The sequence below is a fragment of the Nocardioides sp. genome, from assembly GCF_036274455.1.
Lineage (GTDB): Bacteria > Actinomycetota > Actinomycetes > Propionibacteriales > Nocardioidaceae > Nocardioides.
In genome coordinates this window covers 1-2,544 of sequence record NZ_DASUFR010000235.1, presented here as the reverse complement: position 1 = coordinate 2,544, position 2,544 = coordinate 1, and the positions used below count along the sequence as shown (strand labels likewise).

General features: G+C 69.4%; 2 protein-coding genes. One reads left to right on the top strand and one right to left on the bottom strand.

The window, feature by feature from the left end:
* Positions 1-867 (top strand): hypothetical protein (locus tag VFV89_RS22305; RefSeq protein ID WP_329708185.1); only part of this gene is annotated, 867 nt, incomplete at its 5' end.
* A 9-nt stretch (positions 868-876) separates the two neighbouring features.
* Here the strand turns inward: VFV89_RS22305 and VFV89_RS22300 are convergent.
* Positions 877-2,544: dolichyl-phosphate-mannose--protein mannosyltransferase (locus VFV89_RS22300; protein WP_329708184.1), on the bottom strand; the 1,668-nt coding region annotated here is incomplete at its 5' end.

The following is a 2,544-nucleotide window of genomic DNA, read 5'->3' as shown; positions in this document are numbered from 1 at the left end:
GGGCCGGCGAGCGCCGCCATCGACACTCCCCAGATCCTCAACCTCAACGGGTCGCTCACCCAGAACGGCCACGTCTTCCGCAGCGGCACTCCCTCGACCTGCGCGGCACCGAAGACCTTTCCGGGGACCACCGCTGCGGGTTCCACGTTCAACTACGCACAGGCGTCGTACGTCGCGCAGAACACCGGTTGCCTGACCATCACCCGCGCGGCGGCCGACTGCGGCGGCGACGGGCCCAACTCGGGGAACGTGTTCGTGGCGCTCTACGACGGCAGCTACAACCCCGCCAACCAGGCCCAGAACTACCTCGGCGACCAGGGCACGAGCCTGAACTCCAGCAGCATGTCGGTCCCGGTCACCGAGGGACACGCCTACCAGCTCGTCGTGAGCAACGGCAGCAGCCAGGCTGCCTGCACCGCGGTCGTCACCATCTCCATCGGGCCCAACACCCTGATCGTCGGCAAGCACAAGCTTCGGCGGGCGACCGACGTGATCAGCCTGGTGGGCATCGGCGGCAGCCAGTTCGAGTGCAGCCTCGATGCTCGGCCGTTCGCCTCGTGCGGCTCCTCCCTCACTCTCTGGGGAGACCTCAGGAGCGGCTCGCACACCCTCCAGGCGCGGGCGCGGGACAGCGGCGGCGTCGTGGACCCGAGCCCGGCGTCGCTCACCTTCATGCGCTGCAACCTGGCCGCGTTGTCCGAGGTCGTCACGAGGGCCAAGCACAAGGTGTCGGCGGCCCGGCACGCGCTCAGGCACGCCGAGGCGTCGGGGAGCAAGGCCGATGTCGCCAAGGCCCGCAAGCAGCTCGCCAAGGCCCTGAAGAGGCTCAAGGCGGCGAGGCATGCCCGCCATGTCTGCGCCAAGTGAGACCGGGGGTCAGATCCAGCGCTGGAACCACACCCGGTCCGCCCACTCCGAGTGGGTCAGCAGCTGGTCGGTGAAGATCGGCCAGAACCACGCGAAGTTGAGCACCGTCAGCACGACGAACGAGCCGCCGACGACCACGCCCGCCGTACGCCGTGGTGAGGGCGCCCGCGAGCTGCCGATCATCTTCCCGATGGCCAGGGTCAGCGCGAGCACGACGAACGGCAGGGTCGCGACCGCGTAGAACAGGAAGATCGGCCGGGTGTCGTACTGCAGCCACGGCAGCCACGTGGACGCCGTACCGACCACCGCGACCCCGAACCGCCAGTCGCGGGCTCCGACCCACATCGCCACCGCGTAGAGCAGGGCGAGGATGCCGCCCCACCAGATCGTGGGTGTGCCGATGAGCAGCACCTGCTTGAGGCAGGTGCTGTCGGCCGGGGCGTCGCAGCCGCGCGTACCTGGCTCGATGCCGGTGTCCGCCGCCACGCCGACCGGGCGGTTGAGGAGCGGCCACCCCGACGGCTTCGACTGGTAGGTGTGCGTCGAGCAGTTCAGGAAGTGGGTGTGGAAGGTGTAGACGTCGCGGTGGTAGTAGTACAGCGAGCGGAGCGACTGCCACACCTCACCGAGGCCGTGCGCGTCCGGCTCGCTGGCCGTCGGCCAGCGCTTGCCGCTGTTGTCGAGGTTGTTCTCCTGCAGCTTGCCGTCCGCGTCGGTCTTGCACGGACGCTCCTTGACGAACTGCGTGTACTGCGTCGACGACAGCGAGTTCTCGTACACGTCCGCGTGCACCAGCCAGCCGGTCCAGCTCGCTACGTAGACGACCGCGGCGACGAGGACCAGGTGGACGAACGCCGGCACGCCGTCGGTGACGATCGAGCGCAGCGTCGCCCAGCGCACCCCGAAGGACCGGCGCGCCCCCGCGCTCCACAGCCAGACCATGAGCCCGAACGCGGCGAGCGGGTAGATCGCGGTCCACTTGGTCCCGATCGCCAGCCCCCAGCAGATCCCGCTGGCCAGCAGCCAGGGCCGGAACAGCAGCCCCCGGACCGGTCCGTACGACGAGTCGTCGTACACCTGGTGCGGGACCAGCCGGGCCAGCTTGGCTCGGTGCCAGTCGCGGTCGGCGACCACGCAGGCCACGGCGCACAGGATGAAGAAGGACAGGAAGATGTCGAGCAGGGCCAGCCGGGAGAGCACGAACTGGAGCCCGTCCAGGCTCAGCAGCAGCCCCGCGACCAGGCCCAACGCGGTCGAGCCGGTCATCCGCCGGACCATCCGGCACATCACCAGGACCATCAGCGAGCCGACGACGGCCGCGGCGACCCGCCAGCCGAACGGATCCATCCCGAAGGCCTTCTCGCCCAGCGCGATCAGCCACTTGCCCACCTCGGGATGGACCACCATCTCCGGGCTGGTGCCCCACTGGCCGGTGGTGTGGCCGTCGAGGATCTTGTCGTTGGCGCCGTCGACGTAGTTCTTGGCATAGCCGAAGTGGAGCAGCGACCACGCGTCCTTGGCGTAGTAGGTCTCGTCGAACTCGAACAGCTTCGGCGTCCCGAGCTTCCACAGCCTCAGGAACAGCGAGAGCAGCGTGAGCCCGAGGCTCGCCGTCCACCCGACCACCGGGTCCTCGAGGTCCACCCGCTTCCGGGCCCGCTCCCACGCGGTGGGCAA